The organism is Bradyrhizobium sp. 613_E4_N2_2, from assembly GCF_052075995.1.
In the GTDB taxonomy this organism is placed as follows: domain Bacteria; phylum Pseudomonadota; class Alphaproteobacteria; order Rhizobiales; family Xanthobacteraceae; genus Bradyrhizobium; species Bradyrhizobium barranii.
Window position 1 is genome coordinate 2,551,238 of the sequence record NZ_CP197234.1, and the last position, 25,575, is coordinate 2,576,812.

The 25,575-nt window shown below is 60.5% G+C and carries 29 protein-coding genes and 2 pseudogenes; 16 read left to right on the forward strand and 15 right to left on the reverse strand.

Annotated features, from left to right (window positions below; translation table 11 throughout):
* The first annotated feature begins 260 nt into the window (after positions 1-260).
* The 7 genes from AB7290_RS11990 (at position 261) to AB7290_RS12020 (ending at position 5,412) form a co-directional block, all read left to right on the forward strand.
* Complete coding sequence (locus AB7290_RS11990; RefSeq protein WP_063981899.1) at positions 261-521, forward strand: hypothetical protein; 261 nt, start codon at positions 261-263, stop codon at positions 519-521.
* 122 nt (positions 522-643) lie between these two features.
* Positions 644-892 (forward strand): hypothetical protein, encoded by a 249-nt coding sequence (locus AB7290_RS11995; protein WP_245328584.1) that lies wholly within the window; start codon positions 644-646, stop codon positions 890-892.
* Positions 883-3,072 carry a DNA-primase RepB domain-containing protein gene (locus tag AB7290_RS12000; protein WP_441253423.1) on the forward strand — a complete coding sequence of 730 codons (2,190 nt, stop codon included), beginning with the start codon at positions 883-885 and terminating at the stop codon, positions 3,070-3,072. Before AB7290_RS11995 ends, AB7290_RS12000 begins: the two co-directional genes overlap by 10 nt.
* 38 nt (positions 3,073-3,110) lie before the next feature.
* Positions 3,111-3,689 carry a hypothetical protein gene (locus tag AB7290_RS12005; protein ID WP_441253424.1) on the forward strand — a complete coding sequence of 193 codons (579 nt, stop codon included), beginning with the start codon at positions 3,111-3,113 and terminating at the stop codon, positions 3,687-3,689.
* Complete coding sequence (locus AB7290_RS12010) at positions 3,686-4,174, forward strand: hypothetical protein (protein ID WP_063981902.1); 489 nt, start codon at positions 3,686-3,688, stop codon at positions 4,172-4,174. Before AB7290_RS12005 ends, AB7290_RS12010 begins: the two co-directional genes overlap by 4 nt.
* Entirely contained in the window at positions 4,174-4,956 is a 783-nt protein-coding gene (locus tag AB7290_RS12015; RefSeq protein WP_245328585.1) for a hypothetical protein, read from the forward strand. The genes AB7290_RS12010 and AB7290_RS12015 overlap by 1 nt, the downstream gene beginning before the upstream one ends.
* Positions 4,957-5,001: 45 nt before the next feature.
* On the forward strand, positions 5,002-5,412 hold the full coding sequence (locus AB7290_RS12020) for a hypothetical protein (RefSeq protein WP_187387980.1): 411 nt from the start codon (positions 5,002-5,004) through the stop codon (positions 5,410-5,412).
* 234 nt (positions 5,413-5,646) lie between these two features.
* Here the strand turns inward: AB7290_RS12020 and AB7290_RS12025 are convergent, their stop codons facing one another.
* Together AB7290_RS12025 and AB7290_RS12030 are read right to left on the reverse strand one after the other, a co-directional pair.
* Positions 5,647-6,396, reverse strand: a complete 750-nt coding sequence (locus tag AB7290_RS12025) for a recombinase family protein (RefSeq protein WP_245328587.1) — start codon at positions 6,394-6,396, stop codon at positions 5,647-5,649.
* Positions 6,397-6,653: 257 nt separating this feature from the next.
* Positions 6,654-6,860, reverse strand: coding sequence for a hypothetical protein (locus AB7290_RS12030; protein ID WP_187387981.1), 207 nt, complete (start codon positions 6,858-6,860; stop codon positions 6,654-6,656).
* Between the two features lie 419 nt (positions 6,861-7,279).
* Here AB7290_RS12030 and AB7290_RS12035 point away from each other — a divergent pair, with 419 nt between their 5' ends.
* Positions 7,280-7,537 (forward strand): hypothetical protein, encoded by a 258-nt coding sequence (locus AB7290_RS12035; RefSeq protein ID WP_135217021.1) that lies wholly within the window; start codon positions 7,280-7,282, stop codon positions 7,535-7,537.
* Between the two features lie 2,053 nt (positions 7,538-9,590).
* The gene (locus AB7290_RS12040) at positions 9,591-9,791 is read left to right on the forward strand and encodes a hypothetical protein (RefSeq protein ID WP_283017265.1); all 201 of its coding nucleotides are present in this window, start codon (positions 9,591-9,593) and stop codon (positions 9,789-9,791) included.
* Positions 9,792-10,030: 239 nt separating this feature from the next.
* On the opposite strand, the gene AB7290_RS12045 is transcribed toward AB7290_RS12040, so the two are convergent.
* The 3 genes and pseudogenes from AB7290_RS12045 to AB7290_RS12055 form a co-directional block, all read right to left on the reverse strand.
* Positions 10,031-10,276: a response regulator transcription factor gene (locus AB7290_RS12045; RefSeq protein ID WP_346283376.1), complete on the reverse strand. Its 246-nt coding sequence runs from the start codon at positions 10,274-10,276 to the stop codon at positions 10,031-10,033.
* Positions 10,277-10,390: 114 nt separating this feature from the next.
* Complete coding sequence (locus tag AB7290_RS12050; protein ID WP_063981290.1) at positions 10,391-11,725, reverse strand: IS5 family transposase; 1,335 nt, start codon at positions 11,723-11,725, stop codon at positions 10,391-10,393.
* Positions 11,726-11,895: 170 nt separating this feature from the next.
* A pseudogene (locus AB7290_RS12055) lies at positions 11,896-12,213 on the reverse strand (response regulator transcription factor); the annotation flags it as partial.
* A 246-nt stretch (positions 12,214-12,459) separates the two neighbouring features.
* On the opposite strand from AB7290_RS12055, the gene AB7290_RS12060 reads away from it, so the two are divergent.
* Complete coding sequence (locus tag AB7290_RS12060; protein ID WP_135217019.1) at positions 12,460-12,798, forward strand: hypothetical protein; 339 nt, start codon at positions 12,460-12,462, stop codon at positions 12,796-12,798.
* Positions 12,799-12,977: 179 nt separating this feature from the next.
* Here the strand turns inward: AB7290_RS12060 and AB7290_RS12065 are convergent, their stop codons facing one another.
* Together AB7290_RS12065 and AB7290_RS12070 are read right to left on the reverse strand one after the other, a co-directional pair.
* Positions 12,978-13,226, reverse strand: a complete 249-nt coding sequence (locus tag AB7290_RS12065) for a hypothetical protein (protein ID WP_063981910.1) — start codon at positions 13,224-13,226, stop codon at positions 12,978-12,980.
* A gap of 793 nt (positions 13,227-14,019) precedes the next feature.
* Positions 14,020-14,403: a response regulator transcription factor gene (locus AB7290_RS12070; protein WP_346283375.1), complete on the reverse strand. Its 384-nt coding sequence runs from the start codon at positions 14,401-14,403 to the stop codon at positions 14,020-14,022.
* A 395-nt stretch (positions 14,404-14,798) separates the two neighbouring features.
* Here AB7290_RS12070 and AB7290_RS12075 point away from each other — a divergent pair, with 395 nt between their 5' ends.
* From AB7290_RS12075 to AB7290_RS12085, 3 genes are all read left to right on the forward strand, one after another.
* The gene (locus AB7290_RS12075) at positions 14,799-15,245 is read left to right on the forward strand and encodes a hypothetical protein (RefSeq protein WP_187387982.1); all 447 of its coding nucleotides are present in this window, start codon (positions 14,799-14,801) and stop codon (positions 15,243-15,245) included.
* Positions 15,246-15,854: 609 nt separating this feature from the next.
* Positions 15,855-16,334, forward strand: coding sequence for a PH domain-containing protein (locus AB7290_RS12080; protein ID WP_283017263.1), 480 nt, complete (start codon positions 15,855-15,857; stop codon positions 16,332-16,334).
* Positions 16,335-16,647: 313 nt separating this feature from the next.
* A complete protein-coding gene (locus AB7290_RS12085; protein WP_283018916.1) occupies positions 16,648-16,917 on the forward strand; it encodes a DUF3551 domain-containing protein in 270 nt (89 codons plus the stop codon).
* A gap of 631 nt (positions 16,918-17,548) precedes the next feature.
* Here the strand turns inward: AB7290_RS12085 and AB7290_RS12090 are convergent.
* Positions 17,549-17,846 (reverse strand): annotated as a pseudogene (locus AB7290_RS12090) (SOS response-associated peptidase); the annotation flags it as partial.
* Between the two features lie 77 nt (positions 17,847-17,923).
* On the opposite strand from AB7290_RS12090, the gene AB7290_RS12095 reads away from it, so the two are divergent.
* A complete protein-coding gene (locus AB7290_RS12095; protein WP_063981913.1) occupies positions 17,924-18,958 on the forward strand; it encodes an IS110 family transposase in 1,035 nt (344 codons plus the stop codon).
* A 992-nt stretch (positions 18,959-19,950) separates the two neighbouring features.
* Here AB7290_RS12095 and AB7290_RS12100 read toward each other — a convergent pair.
* The 4 genes from AB7290_RS12100 to tnpA form a co-directional block, all read right to left on the reverse strand.
* Entirely contained in the window at positions 19,951-20,118 is a 168-nt protein-coding gene (locus AB7290_RS12100; protein ID WP_167768364.1) for a hypothetical protein, read from the reverse strand.
* A 193-nt stretch (positions 20,119-20,311) separates the two neighbouring features.
* Positions 20,312-21,841: an IS66 family transposase gene (gene tnpC, locus AB7290_RS12105; protein WP_354132706.1), complete on the reverse strand. Its 1,530-nt coding sequence runs from the start codon at positions 21,839-21,841 to the stop codon at positions 20,312-20,314.
* Between the two features lie 69 nt (positions 21,842-21,910).
* Positions 21,911-22,267: an IS66 family insertion sequence element accessory protein TnpB gene (tnpB, locus tag AB7290_RS12110; protein ID WP_007606730.1), complete on the reverse strand. Its 357-nt coding sequence runs from the start codon at positions 22,265-22,267 to the stop codon at positions 21,911-21,913.
* Positions 22,264-22,716 carry an IS66-like element accessory protein TnpA gene (tnpA, locus tag AB7290_RS12115; protein ID WP_144030647.1) on the reverse strand — a complete coding sequence of 151 codons (453 nt, stop codon included), beginning with the start codon at positions 22,714-22,716 and terminating at the stop codon, positions 22,264-22,266. Before tnpA ends, tnpB begins: the two co-directional genes overlap by 4 nt.
* Positions 22,717-22,813: 97 nt before the next feature.
* Here tnpA and AB7290_RS12120 point away from each other — a divergent pair, with 97 nt between their 5' ends.
* Positions 22,814-23,029: a cold-shock protein gene (locus AB7290_RS12120; protein ID WP_063981915.1), complete on the forward strand. Its 216-nt coding sequence runs from the start codon at positions 22,814-22,816 to the stop codon at positions 23,027-23,029.
* 240 nt (positions 23,030-23,269) lie between these two features.
* Here AB7290_RS12120 and AB7290_RS12125 read toward each other — a convergent pair whose 3' ends face one another.
* From AB7290_RS12125 to AB7290_RS12135, 3 genes are all read right to left on the reverse strand, one after another.
* On the reverse strand, positions 23,270-23,533 hold the full coding sequence (locus tag AB7290_RS12125) for a hypothetical protein (protein WP_080586857.1): 264 nt from the start codon (positions 23,531-23,533) through the stop codon (positions 23,270-23,272).
* Positions 23,534-23,804: 271 nt separating this feature from the next.
* Positions 23,805-23,978: a hypothetical protein gene (locus AB7290_RS12130; protein ID WP_167768324.1), complete on the reverse strand. Its 174-nt coding sequence runs from the start codon at positions 23,976-23,978 to the stop codon at positions 23,805-23,807.
* Positions 23,979-24,045: 67 nt separating this feature from the next.
* Positions 24,046-24,201, reverse strand: coding sequence for a hypothetical protein (locus tag AB7290_RS12135; protein WP_167768323.1), 156 nt, complete (start codon positions 24,199-24,201; stop codon positions 24,046-24,048).
* A 255-nt stretch (positions 24,202-24,456) separates the two neighbouring features.
* On the opposite strand from AB7290_RS12135, the gene AB7290_RS12140 reads away from it, so the two are divergent.
* The gene (locus AB7290_RS12140; protein ID WP_441253425.1) at positions 24,457-25,077 is read left to right on the forward strand and encodes a hypothetical protein; all 621 of its coding nucleotides are present in this window, start codon (positions 24,457-24,459) and stop codon (positions 25,075-25,077) included.
* Positions 25,078-25,575: the final 498 nt, after the last annotated feature.

Below are 25,575 nucleotides of genomic sequence, written 5' to 3' on the forward strand. Positions count from 1 at the left end.
CTCGGAGTTGAGGTCGACATAAACTTCGAAACGTTCGTAACCAATGCCACGGGTCCTTGAAGTCCGCCGACAAGCGGATTTGCAGGGGCGCGGCAAACGAGGGCTATATCGGTCCAAGCCGAGCTCGGAGCTGAGCTAGACCCGGCGATGCAAATGAGCCACTTAGCTTCGCCGAGGCCCTATTTTCGCAGTTTTCTGGTATTTACAGGCGAGATTTTCTGTTTAGGTTTCTGGGTCACCAAATTGCCTGAGGTGACGCGATGTTCCTGACTAAGCCCCAAAACGAAGTGAAAGACGATGCGCCGACCGACGAGGAGATCGCGGCCGGGCTCTACAGCTACGCTGATCTGGAAGCGCGCGGCATCGTTCGTGATCGATCGGATTTGCGCCGCAAGCAACTGCGGTACGGTTTTCCGTGGCCGATCAAAACCGGGGAACGCCAAGCGCCGTTCCTGAAAACCCGCGTGCATGCTTGGGTTAAGCGCCGCGCGGCGCTGTCCGATAAGTCTTCCGCAAAATAGAGAGGCCGGCACCTTTGGCGAGGCGCCGGCCGGGAACACATGAATAGGGGCATCGAGAGCCCTACTATAGTTCCGATCTTCGCATTCGCCAAGCGGTGCCAGCCCTAATCGAGGTGCTGAGCATGCCGAAATCCCGCACCCAGTTCGCTGCCGACCGGCCGCGACCTCCAATGCCGCGCTTGGCGCTCAGCATCGCCGAGTTTTGCGCCGCCCACGGCATCAGTGCGGGATTCTTCTACAAGCTGAAAAAGAAGGGTGAAGGCCCGCGCGAGATGAAAGTCGGCGCGCGCACGCTGATCACGCTGGAATCCGCGGCCGAATGGCGTCGTGAGCGCGAAAGTGCCACGCAGGGTGACCTGCCATGGCGGTAACCGTGGACGAGTGCCTGCACGGGCTTCCGCATTCGGCCTGCCGACGCTGCAATGGAAACGATCCTCTCGCCCCGGGCGTTCCTTCGCAGCTCGTCATCCAAGTGAATACAGCCAACGACGAATCGATCGGTGTCGCCGAGCTCAAGGCCTCCAATGCGAATGTTGCGGCGGAGAAGGCGCGTGACGCATCGGAAGGATTGGGGAAGAGGGCAACCGAGACTATCACTGCTGCGAAGAACGCGCCGACAGTTTTGCCTTTCGGGCAAGGGGAAGCCGGTAAAGGCGGCGAAGGCGGTGCTTTTCGGATTACCAACGCTGAGTTCATTGCGGCGGTTATCGCGGAACTACCCCACGGTGCCTTTGCAGCCGTATGCTCGAAGCCTGGCAACCCGAATCTGGGCGGATGGGTGGCGCGCAGGGTCGATGGGGTGCCCTCGATCGTTGTGCCAGAGCACAACAACTACCTCGGCTGCTCAAGTTTCTATGCTGGTGAAGACGGGTCGTTCAAGGCCCGCAAAGCGCAGTTTGCCGCCTGCCATTTCCTGCTGCTCGATGACCTGGGCACCAAGGTGCCGCTGGATCGGCTGGGTGATTTTGAATTGTCCTGGCTGATCGAGACCAGCCCTGAAAATTATCAGGGCGGTATTATCCTCAACTCCGCGATCACCGATGGCGCGGTTGCCGTGCGTTTGCTCAATTCGGTGATCGACGCGGGTCTGTGCGACGCAGGGGCTAGGGGGCCGTTGAGCCGCTGGGCACGGTTGCCGGTGGCCATCAACGGCAAACCGAAATACGCGGACGAGGCCGGCGTTCCGTTCCGGTGCCGCCTGATCGAATGGCGGCCTGGCAAGCGCTACTCGCCACAGGAGATTGTGGATCGGCTAGAATTGGAACTCGTCCCCACCGGACGGCCGAAGAAGAAGCCTGCAAAGGCTTCTGCGCCATTCACCAGGGTTCCGCTCCGCTCTGGCCACGACGCGGACGACGTCTTGACTCCGAAGGCGGAGGAGAACCCGGTCATTACGGCGCTCAAGGCGCGGGGGCTTTACAAGACCCCCTTGGGGTCCGGCAAGCACGACATGACGTGTCCGTGGGTCCATGAGCACACCGATGAATTGGACACGGCGGCGGGCTATTTTGAGCCAGACGAGTCCTTTCCCATTGGCGGTTTTTGCTGCCAGCATTCGCACCGTGACAATTTCCATATTCTGGCGCTGCTCGACTTCATCGGTGTGCCCGTCGCCGAAGCCCGGCATAAGCCGGTCATTCGTGTCGTGGCCGGTGACCTGCACCGCGTCGTGGACGCCGCCGAACAGGAACTGGCGAACCGCGAGCGGCACTACCAGGCAGGAAGCTTGATTGTCTCGGTCGCGACTAATCCTACCAGCGGTGATCCGTCGATTGTGCCGACCAGCGCACCGGCGCTGACGCGCGAGTTGTCAGTCGCGGCGACATGGGAGAAATATGACGGCAGAGCGAAGGACTGGGTGCGCTGCGATCCGCCGGCACGACACATGGGCATCCTGTTCGATGCACAGAACTATCGCTACTTGCCGCCCCTGGCGGGCGTGGCGCGGCAACCGTATTTCCGTGAATCGGACGGCGAACTCGTCAAGCAGCCTGGTTATGACAAAACCGCACAGCGGTTCGGCGTGTTCGATGCGCGGCATTTCGTAATCCCTGACGCGACACCTGATGCGGCTCGCGCGGCACTGACCCTGCTGGAAGAGTTGCTCACCGAATTCCACTTCCTGGCCGCCCACGATAAGGCTGCTGCTCTGGCAGCCATCTTCACCGCCGTGGTGCGCCCGACGTTGCCACATGCGCCTGCATTTCACGTCCGAGCGCCGATATTTGGAAGCGGTAAGACCTACCTTTGCGAACTGATCGGTGCCTTCTCCGGGCCGGGCGGCAACGCCAAGGTGAGCTATCCCAAGACCTCGGAGGAAGCGACCAAGGTCATTCTGTCCTTGTTGTTAACGAGCCCGGCCTGCGTCGAGTTCGACGACATGGACACCGACTGGATTCCGCACGGCATCATCAAGAGGATGCTCACGGCGGAGACGATTACGGATCGAATCCTCGGGGTGAGCAAGACGGCGACGGTCAGCACGCGCGCCCTGTTTCTCGGATCCGGAAATAACGTCGTCCGGTCCGCGATCTGCTGCGACGCGTACTGACGATCCATCTCGACCCTCGCTGCCCGACACCAGCGACGATGACCTACAAAGGCGCTCCAGTCGATAAGGTGCGCCAGCGGCGCGGCGCTTACGTAGCCGCCGTGCTGACGATCATTCAGGCGTGGCGCAGGGCGGGTTCGCCTCGTGCTCCGGCTGATAGCATTGTCACTTACAGCGGCGCGTGGTCGGACTATTGTAGGTATCCGTTGATGTGGCTCGGATACCCCGATCCGGCGACGGCGCTATTCGAACAGATCCGTCACGATCCGGATGGTGATGCCCTCAGCGGCCTGATGCAAGAATGGCATGCCGTATTCGGTGAAAGTGCCACGACCGTGCGCAAGGCGGTTGAGGCGGCGAAGAGTTACCCCAATCTGCTCGATGCAATGCGCGAATTCCCGGTGGAGGAGCGCGGCGAGATCAACCGTTCGAAGCTGGGCTGGCTGTTGAAGAAGAATGCCGACCGGATCGTTGGGGGATTTAAGTTTCAACGGACCGAAGCGGACGGGCGCGCCGCCTGGCGTGTGGTGCCCGCTAGATCACCGCCTTTACCGCCTTTTCCGCCTTCCGCTCCATCGGCTGAAGAAACTGTCGCGGGGTGGAGTACGCGGCTATGAGCGCGGTCGAGGCTCTCAAGGCGGCCCGGGCCGCCGGTATAGAACTCGCACTCGATGGCGACGATCTCGCGTTGAGGGGAACCTCGGCACCGCCGACCGCCGTTCTCGATGCACTTTCCCGGCATAAGGCCGAGGTCGTGGCACTGCTCCGGCCCGGTGACGGATGGTCGGCTGAGGACTGGCAAGTTTACTTTAATGAACGGGCGGGCATTGCCGAGTTCGATGGCGGACTGCCGCGGGCGCCCGCCGAGGCTCGCGCCTTTGAATGCTGCGTTGTCGAATGGCTGAACCGCCATCCGGTCTGCTCTCCGCGTGGCCGCTGTCTCGAATGCGGTGCCAGCGAGGACACCTACGACGAGCTGCTGCCGTATGGCACCGAACCGACCGGTCACGCCTGGCTGCATTCGCGCTGCTGGGCAGCATGGCATGCGGATCGGAAGGCGACGGTAGCCGCCGCCTTATCGCTGACCCTAGGGGCTGGCTAATGGGCAAGCGATCCAACTTCGAGCGCCGCGAGGCTGATTTCTACCCGACGCCACTCGATGCGGTGGTGCCGCTGATCCCGTACCTTAGTAGCGTCAAGAGCTTTGCCGAGCCCTGTGCGGGCAATGGCGACCTTGTCCGGCATCTGGAATCTTTCGGGCTGGCTTGCGTCTACAGCGGCGACATCCGCAGCGGTCAGGATGCGCTTGCGCTCGACCATTACGGCGCAGCCGACGTGATCATCACGAACCCGCCTTGGTCTCGCAACCTGATGCACAGGCTGATCGCGCACTTCCAGAGCATCCGGCCGACTTGGCTGCTTCTGGATGCGGATTGGGCGCACACCAAACAGGCAGCACCCTTTTTGCCCTATGCCACGGACATAGTGGCAATCGGCCGGGTCAAATGGATTGAGGGCTCCAAGCACACCGGCAAGGAGAATTGCGCTTGGTATCGATTCTCAGTCGATCATGCCGGGGGACCGATCTTTCACCCGAAGGGGTCAACGCCGGAATTACGATTCCGGCTGTGTGAACACTGCCGGAATGCTTACGAGCCACAGCGATCCAGTTCGCGGTTCTGTTCCGAGAGGTGTAGGCAGCGCGCCCATCGCAACAGGCTTCGCGTGACATCTAGCGTGACAGCCGCTCGACCGGGTTCCTCCGCAGTGTGCCGCTACGTCCGGCATGCCGACGTTGCGAGGTTTGAGGCGGATGGCTGGGAGCGCCTGCCTCCGCTCGATCACACCCGGTCGGCGCTGATGCGACGGCGCGATCGGGATTGAAACCGCACCCGGCCGGCTGCCGGGCAACACCTAGGAGACAAAACCATGGACACTACCGATCTCGCTCGGCGACTGTATAACATGTGCGTCACCGCGAGCCCCCCTTGGTTTGCGGCGGATGATTGGTTGAAGTTCAAGCTTGAGCATCACATGGAGCCCTCGCAATGCGAAGCGGTGTTGGTGCTGACTATCCGGCGCCTGTGCAGCGCGGCGACCGATTTGCAATTGGAACATGACCAACTGGCCCGATCGCGTCGGCCAATGACGGCACGGGACATCCGTGATGCACTGCTGAAAGAGCGCGCTCGAACGGGGGCGACGCTGGACAATGTCATCTCCGACATCGTTGAATCGCAGTTTGGGGATGTCCCGTTCGATATTGTTCAGCGTGGCATCTGCCTCGCGAAGCGCGGCCTCGAGCGTCAGATGGAGTTTGAGGACGATCCGCCGTTCTGAACCTTTGGTTCATTGATCGGGGGGCATATTGCCCCCCGGTAACAACCCGAGCGGAGCATCGATTTTCGCATTCATTTCCTACCGACCGGCGGCCACCGTCGGGCAATCAACTGTGGGCGAAAACAAGCTTCAATGACCGGTACCGGAGTCCCAGCCTGATCAAATCCGGACCTATACCCCGGTATCTCCCCACCCCCCGCTGAACGATTCCGATCCGTTCACGGGAGGTGGGCCTCAATCTGCGAGGCGACTGCGCACGTTGATGACCGCGCGCGCCGTCCACTTGCCGCCACGAGCGGTGCGAACGCCGCGACGATTAAGTTCATGTGCGCTGGCGTTGGCGCTTAGCCCGGCGAGTTCGCCTTGCAACATCGGACGAATCAGTTTGGCGAACTGGTCCGCTTGTTCACGGACCGCAGCACCGGACTTGGCGGCGGCGGCGGCGGCGGCGGCGGGATCGTTGAAGGTCAGCGTTTCCGGGCGCGGATTGCCGAGTTTGACGCCTTGCGCCTTCTTGGCGGCCAGCGCGTCTTTTGTGCGTTGGCTGAGGGCCTCGCGCTCCTGTTCGGCGACCATTGCCATGATACCGACCATCATGCGGTTGGCTTCCGGCATGTCGAGCGCGACGAAATCGATCCCGGCATCGCGTAGGCTCAGCAGGAACACCGGATCACGCGACAGACGATCAAGCCGCGAAATGATCAGTTTAGCCTTGTAGCGACGGCAAGCATCCAGTGCCCGCTGCAATGCCGGCCGGTTCTTGTCGCTCTTGCCGGATTCGATCTCGACGACTTCATCGACCAGCTTCCAGCGGCCGCCGTTGAGCCATGTGGTGACCGCCGTGCGCTGCGCTTCGAGGCCTAGGCCAGATCGAGCCTGCTTACCGGTCGAAACTCTGAGGTAACTGACATACTTGCCGTCGTGTCTGACCATGTCCTGCCTGCATTTGCAAAACACCATATCGAACGTATTGGTGTTTTGCAAATAGCCGACACACGAGGAGGCGCACCTGCCGCGCCATGGGCGGCCGGAGATTCACAGAGGGGCAGCGTGGTTAGGGGCTACCCACTGGCCTGCTGAAATAACGCATGAGTGGTCGCCAAATAGCCTTCTGGAAGCAACGGAGCAAACGATGTCCAATGGTCAGGGGTAGCACAAGCCGACTATTCCGCCCGTGCTCAGGGCGGAATGCCCTGTGCTAATCACCTCGATTGCAACAAGGTGCAGGCTGATCGAAGGGCCTATTTTTTCAGAGCTTCATGTTCGATCAGCAGCGGCTCGGCTTCGCTGCCGGAATCGATGATCTGGCGGATGATGACCCGGATCGGCCCGCCATCCTCGTCAGTGTGCGGCTGGATCGGTCGACCCCAGCCGCGATCCAGCAGGATGCCTGCCGCCGCCACGCGCGCCGCCGGTGGCACGGTCTCTTGGCTGACGATCCCAGCCAACACCTTGACACATAGCGCGGTGTGGCCCCGTGCGAGCGACCGCAGATCAGTTGGGATTTTCTTTCGCGGCAATGGTGTGCGGGGTGAACCTCCCCCTCCTGTTGGCGGCGTCCGGCGCTGCGCGTCACGCGCATACCCTAGCACAAAAAGCGCCCGCCCGACGTAAGATACGCTATTACCGCGCTGGGTTGCTAAGTGCACGGGCGGCGAGGGTGGGCGTGGAAGGTCCCGCGCTCGAGACAGCGCTGGAGACTTACGGAGCGCCCGGCGGATCGCTCTTCATCCGAACGACTGTATGCCGAGCAAGAATAGTGTGCTTTGCGCTTGCTCAGTCAGCTGCCGCGTTGCGAGATGCAATTTTCTTGTTGTCGTTTGCTCGATGTGTTGGGCTCCATCCGCAGGGAAGCGAGGAGGTAGCCTTGACCTTCACGATCCACTCGTCAAAAGACGGAAACGTCCAACAGACGTTGAGAATTAATTCTCGTTCAGCAGTCGAGCGCGCGCTCGCGCTTCACGACGCGGGTTGGGACGTGTACATAACTGACGCGGCTGGTCGTCAATATCAGCCCGAGACCTTTGAAACTCTTGCTGCGCATGGTCCGGCCCTCACGATTGCAGATCAGATGATCCCGCGCGCCAATTTGGAAATGCGCATCTCGCGCCGCGAAGTTCCGTAAATCGACGATTGCACAACTGGACATCAACGGTTGGGCGTGGTGGCTTGCGGCCGACGCGCGTCGTCGTCAACAATCGCACGAACCCCGACAAAGGTCTCTCCCGCCAACCGCCTGTAGCTCCGGCCGGGTCAGTAATCGCCGACTGCCTTGGCTCGCTCCGGTAAGGCGGCTAGATATTGAGGCGATAAGCGCGTTGAGAACGTGGTGTACAACGGCGGTCCGTATAGTGCCGCATCTACGCAGATGGTGGCGGCGCGGCGTTCGACATCAACGTCAAATTCGAGAAAGTGTTCTTTGTCGGCGGCATGCCAGGGTTTTTCTAGCCGCCAGCGCCATTGCGCCAATAGCCCTTACCAAAATCTTCTTCATTGCTTTCCTCAAATCCGCTTCCGTTGTCCCCGAAGGGGCTAGGCAGGAATGCCTGCGACTCCAACTGTATTGGTAGATGAGACAAGGCGGAGCGGCCGTAGCGTGGAAACCACACTCGCTAACCAAAACTCGGGCAAAGTCTTAATTTCGCTTAAGAGTTCCATGCGACCGTTTCGTGACACGCGCTGGTATCGACTGCCGGAAACTTAAAGTAACGAGCTGCACGCTGGAAAAGCGGACTTCGCGCAAGAGGGCCGTTCGTGAAAGCATCGTTGTCTTCATCGCGTTAGCGCTGCTTCCATAATTTCATGCACTTGCGCCCATGCCAGGATGGCGTGCCTGGTGCGAACTTTTACAGTTACGATAGATTTGCGTGCAGGGGAGTGAGCGGCCCCGCGCGAAGCCAGCCCCCGCCGGGGCCGCTTTCATTCCTTCTGATCGGGCGGGGTCGTTTCCGTCGTGCCCTTGAGCAGCTCAACTCCTACACAATCACCGGCCCATAGCTTTGTGCCTCGGACCGTTCCAACGAGTTTGCAGCCGGTCTGCTCTTTCGGCTTTGCCTGAACCGCCGGCCTGTTGCCTACCTTTGGGGACGCGCTCTGAGCGAGCGCTGTTGTCGAAAAGCAGATGGCGACGAGAATGAGCAACGACCTGAACGTCATTGTTTGCCTCTCCGACTACCGGAATTCCCGCAGAGCATTCGCGCCCTGCGGGATTGCCGGGCTCCTCAGTATTGATTGCTTGCTCAATCGGCCCGCCCGGTCCATCGCAAAGCTTGCACCGAGCAAATCGGAGCGCGAGTCCAAAGTATGCTCCTCCGAATGAAACAAAAGAGTTGTTGCGACGAAGACACTGTAACATTCGCGACGGGTAGCAAAGGTGCCAGTGAACAACCGGTGAAGCAAAGCCTGAAGCCGAAGACCCCCGACCGGGATGGGTCAAGTAGGCAGGGCATGTACTCAATGCGCAGATTGGAGTCCGCTTCCGGAGGATATTGTTGCAAAACTCTTTTTGGTGCGTCGAACAAAAATTCTTAGAACCACTAATTCGTTTTGCGGGCGCCGACGTGAGGGACCATATCAACTGATCCAAAATCGATCCCCGATCTCCATAATGGCACTGACAACCGCTGCAGCAGCGGAGAGGCCTTGAGATTAGCTTTCGCGATTTTTACGGTTGTTCGATTTTCGACTTTTGCAACAATGTCGATCGATAATTCGGATCAATCAGAAAGACCGTGTTGTTTCAATTGGTTATCGTATTTCTCAAGCGACGTTTCTCGACGGCGAGGCCGCCAGCGATATACGTTCCAGACAAACAGCGCGCACGGGCTTTACACAGGAAAGATCGCAGGGCTTCTGGCTGTGGTTGCAACCTCCCGATCTTCAGGCACTGATCCCTCTCAGGGACGCGATCTAACGCGTTTGGGACGCGCTCTGGTACGTCTGCGGGCCGTGCGCGTCTTCACATGTGCGACGGGACAGACGCCCACCAGGGCGTCCCCTGCGAGTCCGCGCATGCGATCGACCGGATTGCCCTCTTGGGCGCTGGCGGGGTTGTTCGGGCCGTCCTGTGACCTTGGTGTCTGACGAATCCGCTTTCTTCGGTTCACTTTTATACTTTCGCTGCGGAACGGAAACTCAGGCTGCAGCGTTAGTGCGCCAAACTTTGGGGCTGGCGTACCTTGTCCAAGAACCACTACCACGCGCGCGAAGCGGCAGCGGCGCTGCTCAAAATGGCAAAGGCCACCTCCGATCCGGCTGTTGCTGTCGGGCTTATTGAAGCCGCCTCCAAACTTAAAGACGAAGCTGGCGAGCTATCCCCGCCAGTGACCGTCCAACCGCCAGACGTGTACCCCGACGACGTGCAGCCAAAGGAAGATTGAGACAGTGATGACGACGGCGCGAACCTCCCGTGGTCCCATGGTGGGTGGCGGGACGCCCGTTATCGTCGCCTTGCCGCTCTTCGGCTGAACTGCTTCGCCATTAGGCCTCCATGAGGTGCATCATGACACGCGGTCAGTTCTTGCGGATCAATGCTTTGATCTGGGCAATCGCCGCTCTTGGTGTGGCGTCAATCGTATCTCTGATCTGGCGATGACGCTGGGCGCGCGATCTTGACCAATTAGCTCGCTGGTCGGTCTCGGTTGTGGTCGTTCAAAATGCCGATCCGCTCGGCCATCGAAACCAACTCGGGCAAGCTTTGAGCCTGCATCTTCTCCATCACCATGTGGCGATGGGCCTTGATGGTGCGCTCGGTCGCTCCCAGCGTGTGGCCGATCTGCTTGTTGAGTTTGCCGCGAATGACCAGTTCGAAAACCTGCCGCTCGCGCGGCGTCAGCGTCGCGAGGCGAGCGCGAATGCTGTCCAAGGCGCTCTGCTGATCGCGCCATGTTTGCTGATGTGCGAGCGCCTTCTCAATGGCGCGAAGCAGTTCATCGCCTTGTACCGGGTCGTTCGTGAAGAACTGGCGGCGGCGCCCGGCTCAAGCGGTGTTTCGAGCCGGGACGGTCTCGAAGAAGGCTCGGATGATGACACGCAAGAGCTCTGCGAGCCATCGCAGCAGCAGACCGAAGTTATAGCCGGCGGCGGCGAGAACAGCGTTGATGCGGTCGCCGAGGCGTCCCTTGAGATAATTTCTGTCCATGCGGTGCTCGGCCTTGACGTGGCCGATGACAGGCTCGACAGCCGCGCGACGCTTCATCTCGCGACGGATGGAAGCTGTGACGCGGCGGACCTGACCCGAGATCCAGACCCTGAACCGATGCGGGTGGTTGTGACCGCGATATCCTTTGTCGACGTGGATACGGCGAGTCTCCACCCCGGTGAGCTTCTCCATGTCGGCGATTACGGGACCGAGCGTGTGCCCATCGAAGGGATTGCCATGCAGGGCCTTGGCATGGAGCACGAACTGGCCGCCCTTCGGAGACGTCACAGGGGTGGCGATGCTGACCTTGCAGCCGAACTCGTAGGGCGCGCGGGCCTTACCTTTGCCGATGCACTCAACCTCCGGAGCATGTAACGCATAGACCTTCGGACCGCGCTGATGCTGATCCTGGCTGCGCACCTGCTGCGCTAAACCGAGCAACGGGCCGAAGCGAGCTTCCAGCACCGTATCGCCATCAATCTTGCGGCGGATGTCGCGGATGATCCGGCCAAGCCGTGTCCGCAGGAACTTGAGCTGCCGCCGGGCGCGTTTGAACTGGTGGGCGTGGGTATAGCGGCCGGTCATGATGGCGGCGCGCTTGGCCAGGCGCAGATAGCTCTGGCGTAGCGGCACACGGTTGCGCTTGGCGAGCCCTACCAGCTTGGTGATTGCTCGATGCAGCAGCCGCGCGTCGGTCGGATGTGCAACCGCCTTGGGCTGCACTGTGGTATCGACGACCACCCGTTCCAGGTCCTTGGGACCGATGGCGCCGGTCTTGTGCGCCACTGAAAGACTTTCCTGGATCAGGGCGACGAGCTGTTCCTCGCCGAGCCGCTGCCGCCAGCGTGTCATCGACGATCGATCGAACGGCAGACGGTGGCAGAAGCTCAATTCGCCGCAGAAGTATTGGTAATAGGGGTTCTCGATCCAGCGAGCGCACAGCACCTCATCTGACAGGTTGTGCATGTGCTTCAAAATGAACAGGCCGGCGACTAGCCGCGTCGGCAAGCCCGGCTGGCCCGACCCTGCTTGGCACACTGAACTGAAGCGCTCATTCAGGATGTTCCAGTCGATCAGCGCTGCCAACCGCACCAGCGGATGACCCATGTCGATGATCTGATCAAGCGCCGGAAGCAACAGGTCTTTCTGGCGATCATCCCTCGGCTTGCTCATCGCATTCCCCAATGTCGACGACGCCGTCAGGGAATCACGAATCGCCCAAAAGCAAAATCCTAAAACGCAAGAAAGCGAGGTCCAACACCCCGCTTTCCTGCAAAATCGAATACTACATCAAGACAAATTCTGCTTATTTCTCAGATCAATCCGCATTCTTCACGGACGACTACCGGCTTGGTGAGGAAGTCGTGCGCACCCGCCTTCAGCGTCCGTACGATGGTCGGGGTGTCAGCATAGCCGGTGAGAAAAATGATCGGCAGCGATGACCCGAGTTCGCTCAGCCGCTTTTGCAGAGCCGGACCGTCCAAGCCGGACATCTGCACGTCGAGAATGATGCAGCCTGGCTCGTTATCGCTCGGTAGCCGGTCGAGCAACTGCTGGGCGGAAGCGTAGGTCGCCACGCTGTACCCGACCTGCTTCAAGCGACGCTCTATCGCCGTCCGGAATGACTGGTCGTCGTCAACGAGATGGATGAGCCCCGGCACAGATCGAGTTCTCCCCGGACGAATGGGTCTAGGTTTCGGGCATTAGACGACGAAAGACCGTCACCGATGCCCCGGTGACGGCTCCTTCTCGCTCACGCACGCAACACCGTGTCCCAGAAAGGACGGGACCGATGATGCTCGGACATGGTGAAGGGAGCGTTAACGACGGGCGCGATGCCACTTCCTCTCGTCGCGAGGGCTAGAGGTGGTGTTACTACCTGATCAACGTGGTGAGGATCGGATAGAATGCCGCCAGCAACCATGACGGCCCGCGTGATGAAGCAGAGCAAGCACCGAGAGTACCGCCGCAACGTGAAGGCCAGAGCCATCGCGCTGAAGGGTGGCCGGTGCGAGCAATGCGGCTTTGCCGACGAACAGGCGCTGCGCTTCCACCACACCAGACCTGTGCGGCGTGGTCGCAACGGGTTGCGCAGGCAGGCTCAGTCATCGACCAAGTCGCATCTCGCTGATGTTCGCGGTGTGGGCAAGGACGCCCGCCTGCTGTGCGCGAACTGCTCCTGCATCGACACGGCACGGGACTGGTCGTTGAGCGTCAGCATCAAGCGAAGCACGAAGCGCGCGTGACAGTCGATGCGGTGACGGTGAGGGACCCTCTTGCGGGACGCCATCGGGGCTGGGGTCCTCTCAAGGCGTGAATTCGTGGGGGAACCGCAGAACGGAGCCCTACGATCGTATTCAACCCGGACGAAATCCAGATTGCGTTGCGGAGACGGCACGCCGCGAAACTGTCTGATAGCGGACGCTTATTCGAGCGGTGCTTCGCCCGCCGACTTCATGAGCAGCGCAATGTCGGCCTTCGAGATGGCGAAGCGGGCCGGATCGACCGGCGCTGCGAGCGGGGGCTCGATCAGCCGCCGCATTAGCCATTCGCGGAATTCCTGGCGCTCAAGGCGCAGCGCCGCCTTCAGGCCCGCCTGGAAGAACCGCTCGCGCTGCGCTGGGTTGAGCCGCGCCCATCTCTGCATCGTGGCCTCGAACAGATCACGCGCCATCTCGCGACCTTTTAATAACGAGAATTCGGCGAGTGAAACTCAAAAATCGAAAATTGCAAAGGCTGAAGGGGCGCGGTTCGCGCACCCCGGCGGAAGGGTCCTGTGCCCTAAGGGACACCCAAAAAGCATGGATGAGCAGGGCTGACGAGTTTAGAAGTCGCTTCTAAACCTTGAGTGATCCCGATGGGGACCATGTCCAACCTTGAGGTGCTGATGCTGCTGGCGGTGATGATCACCATCGCGGGCGCGGTGATGCTGACGTGGCGTTGACGACCGGCGGTGCTGCAAATCCGGTGGCAGGCGATCAGGCTGCGCAACCGAGCCACTGATCTTCATCGTCGTGATCGCCGTTGTGGTCGCGGTCGCGGTGATGCTTGCTGGCCCAATCGTTGACCGGCAGCGGAGCGGCGCGCCGCTCCATTGGAAGGTCTGGAGGCCCCGGCGACCGTGCAGATTTGTCACACCGGCTGGAAATGCGCGGTTGTTCCCTCGACCGTCATAATTAGAGCGATCCCGGAGACCTACGATTTTCGGTTCCGGGGACGCAGTAGGGGGATCGTGGAAGTGCCGAAATCAGAAGCAGAAGTGTCAGCCGATCAGCGGGACGAAGCTGACAGGATAGACGATCTTGCTCACGCGCTGGCGGATCACTTCGGTCGCAAGGTCGTGCTGGTGTGGCCAGACGACGAGGAGTAGTGGTTGAGCCCCGCCCAAACAGCCATCATGGTCTCGCCGCGCGGCGGCGTCCTCCCGGCTTTCATCGAACCGTGCCAGCCGTCGGATAGTGGGCGCGCTACGCCAACCCCGTCGCCGCCCTATGCAGCGGCTCCATCAACGAATTCGCCGAGAATGGCTTTGTCAGATAGGCGAGGCACCCGGATTGATACGCAGCCGCGCGAACGGCTGGGCTGTCGTTCCCGGTGATGTAGATGACTGGCACAGAAATGTTCGCTGCTTTGAGACGGTGCCTCACTTCGATACCCGAAACGCCGCCCACGTCGATGTCGAGAATGACACAGGTCACCCCGTCGAAATCGTTGTGATTTGAGAAGGCTTCCGCCGAAGGAAATAGCAAGGTTTCGTAGCCAGACTGCCGCAGCAGTCGCGTTACACTCCGCAGCATTCCGGCGTCGTCATCGACGACAAGAACAAGACCCCGCTCTGGCATGCAGGCCATCTATGAGAAATCCCTTCGCGGGTCAAATGCGATACGCCATCGTTAGCAACAGTCGGAAAACGATGGCTTTGATCCACGTCAACTAGGCGGCAATCGTTCGTTTTGGAACATCTCGCGCTGCCCATGGCGTAGGCGGGCACGTCATCCACCGCAATCTGTAGCGGCTTGCCTGTTCCGCGCGGCCAGTCCCGTCCGAGCGCACGCCGTCCACAAGCCTCCTGCTCGTTAGCAGCCGCAGCACGGGCTGATAACAACCCGTTTTTGCCTGTTCATCGTTTGGTCGAGCCGCTACGGTACTCGGGACTCGGGACCCTTGGGGCGGGACGGGAATGCTTTTAGTTGTGGAAGAGACGATCAGATTTTTTTCCGCGTTGGCTGTTAGCCGGAACTTCAAAATGGCGAACATGATCACGCGGGATGCGCTTCCGATCCTTGGCGACCATATTCAACTTCAACAAGTCATTCTGAACCTTGTTGTGAACGGGATGGACGCGATGAAGGACGCCTACCGAAAACCACATCATCAGCATCCGGACTTCGCGCCGTCGATAACATTGCCGAGCTATCTGTCTCGGATCGCAGCTCGGGCATTCCCAAGACAAATGAAAGCGGTGTTTGAGCCGTTTTTCATCAGCAAGACGGAGGGCATGGGCATGGGGTTGTCGATCGCCGCGCACTATTGTTTTGAAGCGCACAGCGGGCAGTATGAGCAGAAAAACGGGATCACGGCGGCGCGATGTTCCGGATCAGACTTCCTCTTGGCTGAACCTACCAAAACAGGACGACGGAGAGCGCAGCCACGCTGGGAACGAGGGTGGCGATCCCCGCCGCTTCGACGGTGAATACCCGTCTTGGGTTAAATGCCATGCGCCATTTTTGGTGGCAGTCGAGCGACAGCGTTAATCTGGATCATGTGCGGCGACCATCACACCCAGCAGCCGCTCCTTCAGCGGCTTCGGGCAACATTGAGCGCAGAATGCCGCTAGGGACAGTTTCGGGTCGTCTCAGCCCTCATGGTTGCACCGCTTAAGCCATCAGCGCGCTAGCAAGTCATTCCGGTCGCACATCTACGGACGGCTCGACGGGTATGGCGGACGGTCGTTCTTGCGACGCACACACCGTTAACTCGTGTCCTACCCGCGCCGCAGGCAGCAGCGACTTCCGTGATCATGCCGTTGCGCGGAGGAGTAATCGGCGCAGGTGTCATGGCTTGCGCCGATACTGCGACCGATAAGGCGAAGCCAGCAATAGCAATCAACCTAATCATTCTGCACCTCCCTTAACCGTCCCTAACCTCCCGACTTCTCACGGCAGGAGATGGGTCCGGCTCTCGTGTGAAAGCAACGCGAGTTTCCGGCGCTGGCCGTTGGAAGGCTTGAGATAGATCAAGGTCTGTCTCGGTTTAAAATGGCGCATATTACTGCGGTGATAGGTAAACTCAGGGTAGGCGTATGGGGCGCTATATTGACGAAATCCTACAGCCTGGCGAAAGGGTGCTGTATTCGACCAACGAACACTGGGTGTACTTTCTGCCTGCAATCGGGGCGTGGATCGCGGCGGTCGCATTTCTGGTGCTGTGGCGCCTGGCCGCCGCCGACGCGCTGATGTTGGTTTGGTTGGTATTGGCGGCGGTCGCTGGGCTTGCGGCATTGTACTGGACGGCGACGGCTTGGTTCCACCGCTGGACCACCGAGACCGACGTTACCAACATGCGGGTCGTCCACAAGACCGGTTTCATCAAGAGGCGGACCTTTGAGATGAGCCTCGACAAAGTTGAGAGCGTCGATGTCAATCAAAGCGTTCTTGGCCGCCTTTTGAACTATGGCGACCTCACCATTCAGGGCGTCGGCGAGGGTACGCAAACCATTTCCACCGTTAATTCGCCTCTCGCATTTCGCAGCGCCATCACGACAAGACCGGTTGGCACGTAAATCGCGGCATGGTTTGACACCCGCCCCCAACAAAAAGCATGCTTCCCGTCGGAATTGTTCCCTTCCGATATGATTGCTGCTGCCCACGCTGTATTATGTTTGTCTTCGCGCTGCTGAGTTACCGTCAGTCGACAATTCGTATATTGTGGGGTGCCTTTGGCAGCACCGATTGACTGACAGTAAGCATCATCCTGCATTGCGAGTTTCTCCGGCCCAGCAATGTTGTCGGCGCGAATGTGAATTGATCTGAAGCAATAGGCTTTGTCTGGTTCGAGGTGCTGATGCGATGGCGTCGATCCGTAAGGAAATTCTGATGCGCATTCCAGCTTTGGCGATCTGGGCAACGATCGCGGTTTTGACCGCCGCACCAACTCAGGCCCAAACATATGGCGGGAATGCACCGATCTGCCTACAACGTTGGTACTGGGGCGGAGGCGAAACTTTCTACTGCGGCTATAGCTCGATGGCGCAGTGCCACGCCAATGCATCGGGCCTCTCCGCCATGTGCGTTACCAATCCATATTTTGCGAACGCACAAGTGCCACGGGAACCAGCCTATCGACGGCCTCGTCGCGCCTACTAGATCGGACAGGGGCGCGACGACTCGGGTTGAGGCGGCCGACGCCCCCGGAGAGGCCCGCCCCTCGATCCGATCTCGCACGAGCCGCATACGCTGGCGCCGAAGCCAAAATCCGCCGGCTGGAGGCCTTCGGCGCTGTAGGTGCATCGATCTGCGACAACCAAACGACTGAACGGGTATAAAATCCGGACAATTCTTGATCTTCAGTGTGACCGCGGCCGTAAAGAGGCCAAACGGACCTGGCGTCCTTTGGCAGCCATCTCACTGTTGTCAGCGCGGGCTACACGACCGACATGAGCTACGATCCATCCACGATAGCCACATTGCGCCGCGCGTTGGACGAGGTGCTGCTTGACGTCCGTTTCCATCAGCGGAAGTCGCCTTCGGCACTTGAAATTGCCGAACATCTCCTGGCGGGTGCCGCGGACAGAAAACGGTACCTAGAGCGCCTGAAATGCTCGGCTTCAAGAAATTAATCGGCGATGCCGCGCGCTTGCCGAGCTAGACTGCATAGCGATCTCAAGACTCTTGCGGGCAGATTTTTGGGGATCGGTAAGGTCGATCGACGGCGACTTTCATTTGACGGCCTTAGTCCTCCTTCGGCGCCACGCGCCACGATCCTCAGCGCATCACCCGGCAGCGGACGTTGCTCGGAGAAGCTGTTAGCCGGGACAAGGCCGCGGTTCTCCGGCTTCAGCCAGGCTCGCCAGTGCGGTGACGGCATTGCGGATGTTGGTGACCGGTGGCCCGCCGAACTTTGGTGGCGGCGGCATGCCCCAGCGCATCATGGCCAGCTCGCGGCCCGTGTCGGTGTTGCGCACCACCGGGTGATCCGGAAACACGACCGGCATCGGCGCGAGGTTGCCGACATAGCGGTTGACGACGCGGAATAGGGCGATGATCGCGGCTTGGTTTGTGGTGATGCTGTAGATGGGGTGATTGCGGTTGCTGCTCGAAAGGCTCAGCCTGGAAGGGAAGCCGGCGAGCCGGTGGCAGCAGGAGCGGGAACATGAAGCACTATGTCGGTCTGGATGTTTCGCTAAAGGAGACGGCTATCTGTGTTGTGGACGAGAATGGCGTCGTCATTCGCGAGGGCAAGGCACTTTCGGAACCGGAGGCTATTGGTGCCTGGCTCAACGAAAGCGGATTGCCCATTGTCAAGATCGGGATTGAGATTGGTGGTCTCGCTCGTTGGCTGTACAGCGAACTGCGTGCTGCCGGCTTACACGCAGTCTGCATCGATCCCCGAAGACTGCGTGGCGTGACTAAGACGATGCCGATTAAGACCGATCGAAACGACGCTCGCGCCATTGCACAGGTAATGCGGGTCGGCTGGTACACCGTTGTTCATATCAAGGGTGACGTGAGCCAGGAGCTACGAATGCTTCTCAACAATCGCAAGACGCTTTTGATCAAGCAGATCGATATCGAGAACGAAATTCGCGGCGTCTTACGCGTCTTCGGCTTAAAGCTATCTGGTCGTATACCTCAAGCGACGTTTGAGCAGCAGACTAATGAACTCACAGATGGCCATCCACGACTCGCGGCGATGCTGCGCCCAATGCTTGTGGCTCGAGCCGCGCTGCGTGAACAGTACGGCGTCCTGCACAAGATGGTACTTGAAATAGTACGCCGCGAACCGACATGTCAGCGGCTCATGACGATACCGGGCGTAGGTGCACTGACGGCAATCACGTTTCTAACAACCATTGATGACCCGGATCGCTTTCAACGCTCCCGCGATGTTGGCGCGCATCTTGGCCTTACGCCACGCAAATACGCATCTGGGGAAACCGATCGGAATGGCGCTATTTCGAGGTGTGGCGATGTGATGCTCAGCACCATACTTTATCAGGCAGCGCTTGCACTTCTAACCCGCACCAAGCGTTGGTCCGCATTGAAAGCTTGGGGTGTAAGGGTGGCCAAGCGACGCGGCCTTCGCCGAGCGGTCGTAGCAGTCGCACGAAAATTAGCGATCGTGATGCATCGGATCTGGGCAGATGGAAGCGAGTTCCGATGGACCCGCGAGGAGGCGACCGCATGATCAATTAGCAATTCAGCGGATCCGCCGAAAAGGCGGGACGACGTCCTGCGAGGACGAGGTCGGGGTGACTGCGCTGCAACCTCTGGGCCTGCAGCACGCGCCTAATAGATAGCAGCTCCCGATCTTCGGACTACCATCGTGAGGCGGCTATGAACGTCGACCTCGTAGACAAGAGCGAGCCTCGCAGGCTGTCGGTAACGAGCTGAACCCTTGTGCCAGCAACCGCAATCAGACAAGAGGTTGCACATGCGCTTTGCGGGCTAACACTTGTTGAAGTCCGTTAGCTTCCGCATGTAGTAGCCCTGCCTCTCAACGGCGAGCTTAATGTCCTCGCTAACGCTCGCTACTTTTTTCTTCTTACGCCATCTACCTGACGCGTCAGGAATTGGCAGACCATTGCGCACAACCAACAGATCACGCTTAGTGTTCAGATACACATCGAGAATATCGCGGGGCGCAGAGATAGCAAGCAACTCCGCCCGGACACGATGGGCAGGCAAGCCGCCACAGATTGCGGTGGATAGCGTGACGGCCCAACAGGCACGAGCGTCTGCAGGTGCTCGCAGCTTGATCCAGATCAAGCCCTGTAGTGAATAGGCAAGCTGAATTGCCATCGGTGCGGCACGACTTCTTCAGACCACGCCGGGAGGGAATTTTTAAAGACTTGGATCCTTCGGGAATTGCTTGAATACTCGTGAACAGCCATGCCCCTGCAGTTCGAGCGTGCCGTCGAGAAGATGGAAATATGGAGCGCGAACAGCGACGGCTATTCTTTCGTGATCAGCTATGAAAGCCCTGCCGTCCCGGCTTTCACGGACGCGCCGGTTATCTGGCGTCGTGGCGTCCTGTTTATGAAGGCCGCAGCGCGATCAGGATCACCGGCTCGCCCTTTAAAACTTTCGACGAGGCCGAAGCTGCCTGCGATGCGATGCTAAAACTCCTGATGAGCGAAAATTGACGCGATAGCCAGCAAATTTGGGAAAGGCAACGGACTAGCATTCAGCGTGACCGCCGTCCTCTTCGTGAAAGCGTTTCGCTTCCTCCTGCGCGACCAGCCTTGCGAGCATCCGCCGGTGTTTGTCCGTGATGCTCGGATTGGCAAGCTGCCGCTTGGCGATGATCAAATTCGCATAGTGGATGAACTCTTCCATCGACCCCATGAGCGCCTCCCTGTCCCTGCGCGACGCCATTCGCGCGCCCATAAAAGGCGACCGAACCGAAGCTTGCAATTGTCCCTAAGGGCAATTTGCCGGTCAGGCGCGCTGTCCTAGAAAGCGTTTCGGTTTGGCTCGGCGAAGAATAGGTCGTCCGCTTTCATGGCGAGCCTACAATACGGGGGGGTAAGCGATGTTCTCAGGCCACGCGCCAGCGTTCTTGGGTAGCGAGATAGGCCCAGGGTAGCAGTTCGTCGATCTGGCTGTTCGGGTGGTCGTTGACGATGCGGGTGATGACGTCGGCGAGATAGGCGTGGGGTTCGACGCCGATGAGCTTGCAGGTTTCGATCAGTGAGGCGATGACGGCCCAGTGTTCGCCGCCGCCGTCCGAGCCAGCGAACAGGGCGTTCTTGCGGTTGAGCGCGATTGGGCGGATAGCGCGCTCGACGACGTTGGAATCGATCTCGACGCGGCCGTCGGCAATGAAGCGCGTCAGCCCGTCCCAACGCGACAGCGCATATCGGACGGCCTCCGCGAGTTTGGTCTTCTGGCTAATCAGACCAAGCTTGGCGCGCATCCAGGGTTCGAACTCGTCGGCGATCGGCCGGCTCTTCTCTTGGCGGACGGCGCGACGCTCGTCGGCGGTGCGGCCGCGGATCTCGGCTTCGATGACGTAGAGCCCGGCGATACGTTCGAGTGCCTCGCTGGCGATCGGTGCGGGACCGGCCGCGGCGAGTTCGTAGAAGCGCCGGCGCACATGGGACCAGCAGAACGCCAGTTCTACGTCACCGCGCTCGGCCATGACCCGATAGCCGGCATAGCCGTCGACCTGGAGGATGCCGGCAAAACCCGCGAGGTGGACGATCGGCCGTTCGGCCTTGCGATCGGGAGCGTAGACATAGGCGACGGCGGGCGGGTCCGTGCCGCCCCAGGGCCGGTCGTCGCGGGCATAGGCCCAGAGCTGGCCGGTCTTGGTGCGGCCGCGTCCGGGATCGAGCACCGGGGCGGTGGTCTCGTCGGCAAACAGTTTTGGCGACTGCTTCAGCCTCGCGAGCAGTCGCTCATGCACCGGCCGCAACAGGAAGGCTGCCCGCCCGACCCAATCGGCCAGGGTCGAGCGATCCAGCTCGAGGCCCTGGCGGGCGTAAATTTGAGCCTGCCGATACAGCGGCAGATGGTCGGCATATTTGGCGACGAGTACCTGCGCCACGGTGGCTTCGGTCGGTAGCCCGCCCTCGATCAGCCGCGCTGGCGCCGGTGCCTGTACCATGGTCTCGCAGGCCCGGCAGGCATACTTCGGCCGCCTTACGACTAGGACCCGGAACTGGGCCGGGACGATATCCAGTCGTTCGCTCACATCCTCGCCGATCCGGTGCAGCGCCTGCTGACAGCACGGGCAGGCGTGATCGTCGAGGTCGACCAGCATCTCGACCCGCGGCAGATGCGCCGGCAACGCTCCTCTGTTCCTGCGGCGCCGTGCGGCTCGGCTCGATCGCTCGGCAGCATTGGCTGCATCGGTCGCCGCATCACTGCTCGCCTCGACCTGCTCGACCTCCTCCAGGCCGAGCAGCAACTGGTCCTCCGGCAGCGTCTCGGCCCGGCGGCCGAAGCGATGACGCTGCAACTCCTTGATGATCTGCTCGAGCCGCGCGGCGCGCGCCCGTTCGGCCAGCAGCATCGCCTTGAGCGTGCCGGGATCGTCCGGAAGCGTGTCGGCCGTCGTCGCCATGATGCGATTACACCATGCGTCGCGGCATCCCGCGAGCGCGACATGCATACTGATTCACTGTGCCGCAGTTCAACTCGCTTGGATCGGCGACGGTGTCTCGCGCGCGGCGTGGACGCGCTTCCAGTCTAGTCCTTCGAGCAAGGCTGACAGCTGCGCCGCGGTCAGGCGAATGACGCCGTCCTGCACGTTGGGCCAGCAGAACGAACCGGTCTCAAGCCGCTTGGCGAACAGGCACACACCCGTGCCGTCCCAATAGATCAGCTTTACCCGGTCGGCGCGCTTGGCGCGGAACACATACACGGCGCCGGAGAACGGATCGGCCTGGATGCTCTCACGCACCAGGGCCGCGAGCCCTTCGGCACCCTTGCGGAAGTCGACCGGCCTGGTCGCCACCATCACCCGCACCGCGCCCGTCGGACCGATCACGTGCAGGTCTTCAGCGCATGGATCACGGCCGCAATCGTCGCGGCATCCGCGCCGCGGCCGACCCGGACCGCGACGCCGTTGATCTCGAGCTCGATGATGCTGCTGTTCTCGGCGCCCTCGAGCGCCTTCCGGAGGCGTCGGCGCTGCCGCGGTGAGCGCTCCGGCGGCGTGGACGATGGGGTAACGACAGCGGGCACGAACGTCTGCGGCTCGGGAGCCACAGGGATCGCAACCGGCTGTCGCATTTGCCGGCGCCACGTAAACAGCTGTTGCGGCGACAATCCGTGCCGCCGCGCGACCTCCGATACCACGGCTCCCGGGGCCAGCGTCTCCTCGACGAACCGCGCCTTGTCGTCGGCCGAGAACTGCCGGCGTCGGCCGCTCTCCGTGATGACCTCGACCAGACGAACCGAGGTCCTGGGCTCAAGCATATGTTCAAGCTTAGACACAAGCCGATCTCCAATCAGAGATCGATCATTCCTCGCTCGACGCCTTCAATGGAAGGTGGGACCGAAACAGCGCTTACACGGGGGGAGGGGTTTCGCGATGTCCATGGTTGGTACGGTCAAGTTCTTCGATGGAGAGCGTGGCTATGGCTTCATCAATCCCGATGACGGCGGCCGTGATGTGTTCGTTCATATCACCGCAGTCGAGCGGGCCGGACTGAAGGACTTGACTGAAGGACAGCGCATTACATTCGAGGTCGAACCGGACAAGAAGGGCAAAGGCCCCAAGGCGGTCAACCTCGTGATCTCATCCTGAAATGCTGCCCGCGCCGGACATTGGATCTGTTGCCTGCGGCCATCGGCATAGCCCTTGCGGCGCACGTGCGCCGCAGCTCCTGCGCATGTATTGACTTGGTTCCAAAAAGTCGCCGCCACGTGGCTGTGATGTCCCGCCCGTTCGCTATTCGGTCGCCTGTCCGCGTCGGGACGATAAAAAAGCCGCCACCGGGACGAAGCGGTGACGGCTTCTTTCTCGCTCGTGACCGCGAACAAGCCTTTACCGCCCCGCCCCAACGCGATTGACGCCGCCATTTGCATTGCCACCGGCGTTATGACGGACCGCAGCGCGCGCCACCGGACGAGGCCTCAGCACGACGCCTGCCCGGGCAACGCAACCCACCGGATATTCAACGTACTGGCAGTACACGACCGCCTGGGCTGGCGCTGGATTGAGAGTGACACCTGCAAGCCCCAACAGGGCGCTAGCAGCAATCCCGGCAACAGTCGCTGACTTGATCGAAAGACGCTTCTCCGGATGCATGTTGGACCTCCTCTTCGCGCTTGCGTCACTGAAAGGTGACGGGAGCCGCCTCAGGTGCGGCTGAACATAGCGTGAGCGCTAAAGGATCGCTAACGTTGACGTAGATCAACGAGGGGTCTGTGCACTGTTGCCCCTCCCGGTGTCCGTCCTATGGCCCGGCGCTGGCGGCGCACTGTACGGCCTTCTGCCGGGCCTTGGCGGTGCCGTGGGCCGCCTGTCGCCGTTGCGGTGACGTGCTGCCGCGCTCGACGGGTGATGAGGCGACGCCGCGCTAAGGGTTCTCCTCGCTGTGTTCTTCGAGCAGCTTCCGCGTAGCCTTGATGCGGGCGGAGACGTTCTGAAGCGTTGCGTCCGAACTGATACCTTGCGAATGCAGGAGCATCCACAGCGCTTCGGCAAGGATGACTTGATTTTCTAGAATGGCGCGTTGGATTTTATCCATCATCAGCCATGCTCCGTTGGTTGCCCTCCGCGATCGATCGCCTGTCCGCGCCCGGTTGGTTCGCTTTAAGTCAGTCGCTCTGACGATAGCGATTAGGCCGAAACGGAATGTCGTCGATGTACGGTCGCACAACCCGCTTGGTCTTGAGCATGTCGCGCCAGGCATAGGCATAAATCGCGATCAAGACAGAAACGAAGGACGTCCACAACAGGATGATCCACTTCATTTGCGTTCTCCTCTCGATGTAGGCGAGCAGATAGGATCCATGGGATCGGAACCCAGTTTGGAGGTGCTTGCGTTAGATCAACGCTTGGGCTGATTGTGGCGTGGCCCACGCGACGTGACGCGCGCGCCAACGCCGTGTTCTCGGCACCCATGCGCCGCCGCGTCGAGATGACGTTGGCGGGGAGCATCGAGAGAAGGCGGACCCTCCCCAGGTCGTTAGGGTCCTTCCGATAAGGGGTATTGGTGCCGGGACCGCGTGACCGCGCCCCTTCAGCATATTTGCGTTTTTCGTTTTTCGATGTTTGTTTGCCGCATCTGCTTTTCAAAGGCTCGCGAGATGCGGCGCACTGATCTGTTCGAAGCCACGATGCAGGGATGGGCGCGCCTCAACCCGCAGCAGCGCGAGCGGTTTTTCCAAGCGGGCCTGAAGGCGGCGCTGCGGCTTGAGCGGCAGGAATTCCGCGCTTGGCTCATGCGGCGGCTGATCGAACCCCCGCTCGCCGCGCCGGTCGATCCGGCCAGCTTCGCAATTTCGAAGACCGACATTGCGCTGCTCATGAAGTCGGCGCGCCCCAAAAAACCCTTCCGCAACGCAATCTGGATAACACCCGGGTTAGATACGATCGAGACGTGGGGTTCTGCGGTCCCCCCACAAACTCACCCGCCTCAGAGGACCCCAACGGCGAACCGGTCCAAATTTGGACTTGAGCGCGCACCCATCCACTCGCACCGACTGTCACGCGCGCTTCGCGGTCCGCTTGATGTTGACGCTCAACGTCCAGTCTCGCGCCGTGTCGATGCAGGAGCAGTTCGCGCACAGCAGGAGAACGCCCTTGCCCTCACCGCGAACAACAGCGAGATGCGACTTGGTCGATGACTGAGCCTGCTTGCGCAGTCCGTTGCGGCCACGTCGCACAGGTCTGATGTGACGGAAGCACAATGCCCGTTCATCTTCGAAGCCGCACTGCTCGCACCGGCCACCCTTCATCGCGATGGCCTTGGCCTACACCTTGCGGCGATACTCACGACGTTTGCTGATCTTCATCACGCGAGCCGTCATGTGCTGGCGTCCGTCTATCCCAGCCTCGCAGTGTGGTCAGGCTCGACCATGGGTCACCGGCCACAGGCGCGGATAGTCCGGTTCCCATGCAACTTCGGCCTGACTTCCGGCGCCGCGCTTGCCGCATTATGGCGATGATGACCACGGTCTCGATGTCGCTTGTACCTCAGGACAATGTCCCCCGAGACAATTGTCGTGGCTCGGTCATTGAGCCATGATCGGAGGTACCAGCGCGGTACTAAACTCTAGCCCCGACGGCCCCAGTCATTCTCCTCCGACTGGGGCCGTAGTGCTTTTTGACAAACTAGCGGCGCA

Bases quoted from the DNA above. Each gene is read 5' to 3' on its own strand.
- AB7290_RS11990 (WP_063981899.1), top strand. From the start codon at position 261: ATGTTCCTGACTAAGCCCCAAAACGAAGTGAAAGACGATGCGCCGACC.
- AB7290_RS11995 (WP_245328584.1), top strand. From the start codon at position 644: ATGCCGAAATCCCGCACCCAGTTCGCTGCCGACCGGCCGCGACCTCCA.
- AB7290_RS12000 (WP_441253423.1), top strand. From the start codon at position 883: ATGGCGGTAACCGTGGACGAGTGCCTGCACGGGCTTCCGCATTCGGCC.
- AB7290_RS12005 (WP_441253424.1), top strand. From the start codon at position 3,111: ATGACCTACAAAGGCGCTCCAGTCGATAAGGTGCGCCAGCGGCGCGGC.
- AB7290_RS12010 (WP_063981902.1), top strand. From the start codon at position 3,686: ATGAGCGCGGTCGAGGCTCTCAAGGCGGCCCGGGCCGCCGGTATAGAA.
- AB7290_RS12015 (WP_245328585.1), top strand. From the start codon at position 4,174: ATGGGCAAGCGATCCAACTTCGAGCGCCGCGAGGCTGATTTCTACCCG.
- AB7290_RS12020 (WP_187387980.1), top strand. From the start codon at position 5,002: ATGGACACTACCGATCTCGCTCGGCGACTGTATAACATGTGCGTCACC.
- AB7290_RS12050 (WP_063981290.1), bottom strand. From the start codon at position 11,725: ATGAGCAAGCCGAGGGATGATCGCCAGAAAGACCTGTTGCTTCCGGCG.
- AB7290_RS12060 (WP_135217019.1), top strand. From the start codon at position 12,460: ATGCCGCCAGCAACCATGACGGCCCGCGTGATGAAGCAGAGCAAGCAC.
- AB7290_RS12065 (WP_063981910.1), bottom strand. From the start codon at position 13,226: ATGGCGCGTGATCTGTTCGAGGCCACGATGCAGAGATGGGCGCGGCTC.
- AB7290_RS12070 (WP_346283375.1), bottom strand. From the start codon at position 14,403: ATGGCCTGCATGCCAGAGCGGGGTCTTGTTCTTGTCGTCGATGACGAC.
- AB7290_RS12075 (WP_187387982.1), top strand. From the start codon at position 14,799: ATGGCGAACATGATCACGCGGGATGCGCTTCCGATCCTTGGCGACCAT.
- AB7290_RS12080 (WP_283017263.1), top strand. From the start codon at position 15,855: ATGGGGCGCTATATTGACGAAATCCTACAGCCTGGCGAAAGGGTGCTG.
- AB7290_RS12085 (WP_283018916.1), top strand. From the start codon at position 16,648: ATGCGCATTCCAGCTTTGGCGATCTGGGCAACGATCGCGGTTTTGACC.
- AB7290_RS12095 (WP_063981913.1), top strand. From the start codon at position 17,924: ATGAAGCACTATGTCGGTCTGGATGTTTCGCTAAAGGAGACGGCTATC.
- AB7290_RS12100 (WP_167768364.1), bottom strand. From the start codon at position 20,118: ATGGGGTCGATGGAAGAGTTCATCCACTATGCGAATTTGATCATCGCC.
- tnpC (WP_354132706.1), bottom strand. From the start codon at position 21,841: ATGGCGACGACGGCCGACACGCTTCCGGACGATCCCGGCACGCTCAAG.
- AB7290_RS12120 (WP_063981915.1), top strand. From the start codon at position 22,814: ATGTCCATGGTTGGTACGGTCAAGTTCTTCGATGGAGAGCGTGGCTAT.
- AB7290_RS12125 (WP_080586857.1), bottom strand. From the start codon at position 23,533: ATGCATCCGGAGAAGCGTCTTTCGATCAAGTCAGCGACTGTTGCCGGG.
- AB7290_RS12130 (WP_167768324.1), bottom strand. From the start codon at position 23,978: ATGATGGATAAAATCCAACGCGCCATTCTAGAAAATCAAGTCATCCTT.
- AB7290_RS12135 (WP_167768323.1), bottom strand. From the start codon at position 24,201: ATGAAGTGGATCATCCTGTTGTGGACGTCCTTCGTTTCTGTCTTGATC.